Source organism: Bartonella sp. AA2SXKL (genome assembly GCF_042197205.1).
Lineage (GTDB): Bacteria > Pseudomonadota > Alphaproteobacteria > Rhizobiales > Rhizobiaceae > Bartonella.
Map to the genome: position 1 here is coordinate 1 of NZ_JBHIRN010000099.1, position 798 is coordinate 798.

A 798-nucleotide genomic window follows, 5' to 3' on the forward strand; every position below is an offset into this window, starting at 1 on the left:
TCAGCTTTATTCCTTGCATCAGACGCTAGCGATGTATTTAGGAGGGGGAGCTAGCTATGAAGGTGGCGAATGGAGGGCTCCGGAATTCAAGGTTTCACAATTCAATTCTGATGGTAGTTCGTCAGAAAAGAAGATCTATCATGATGTAGCAGGAGCTTTTGATGGTGTCAGTGATGGTATGACGAGTATCAACGAGCGTATTCATGATGTTGAGAAGAATGTGGCGAGCAATGGTTTGAATTGGAATGAAGAAGAAGGCGCGTATGATGCGAAGCATGATGGTAAGTCGAGTAAGATTACGAATGTATTGGATGGTAAGATAGAAGAAGGCTCGCAAGAAGTTGTTAATGGTGGTCAGCTTTGGAGCACGAATGAGAGGGTAAAAGAGGTCGAAGACAAAGTAGATACGATAGATCAACATGTGAAAGATATTGAAGTAGCCGTAACGGATGGCGTTGTTTCCTATGATAAAGATAGTGATGGGAAAAAGACCAATAGCATTACGTTAGTAGGAGGCAATGACAGCGAACCTGTTATGATAGACAATGTAGCGGCAGGCAAGATTGAAACAGGTTCTCAGCAAGCTGTTAATGGCGGTCAGTTGCATGATTATACTGAAGAGCAGATGAAGATAGTTCTTGAAGATGCCAATAAGTATACGGATGAGAAAGTTAGTGGTCTTGTCAATGATGCTGTTAACGAGTCGAAATCCTATACGGATATGAAGTTTGAGACATTGAATTATGCTATTCAGGATGTTCGGAAAGAAGCAAGACAAGCTGCTGCTATTGGTCTAGC

The 798-nt window shown here is 42.1% G+C and carries 1 pseudogene; it reads left to right on the forward strand.

The features are described 5' to 3' along the window. Positions 1–798: pseudogene (locus ACFINS_RS10015) on the forward strand (hypothetical protein); the annotation flags it as partial.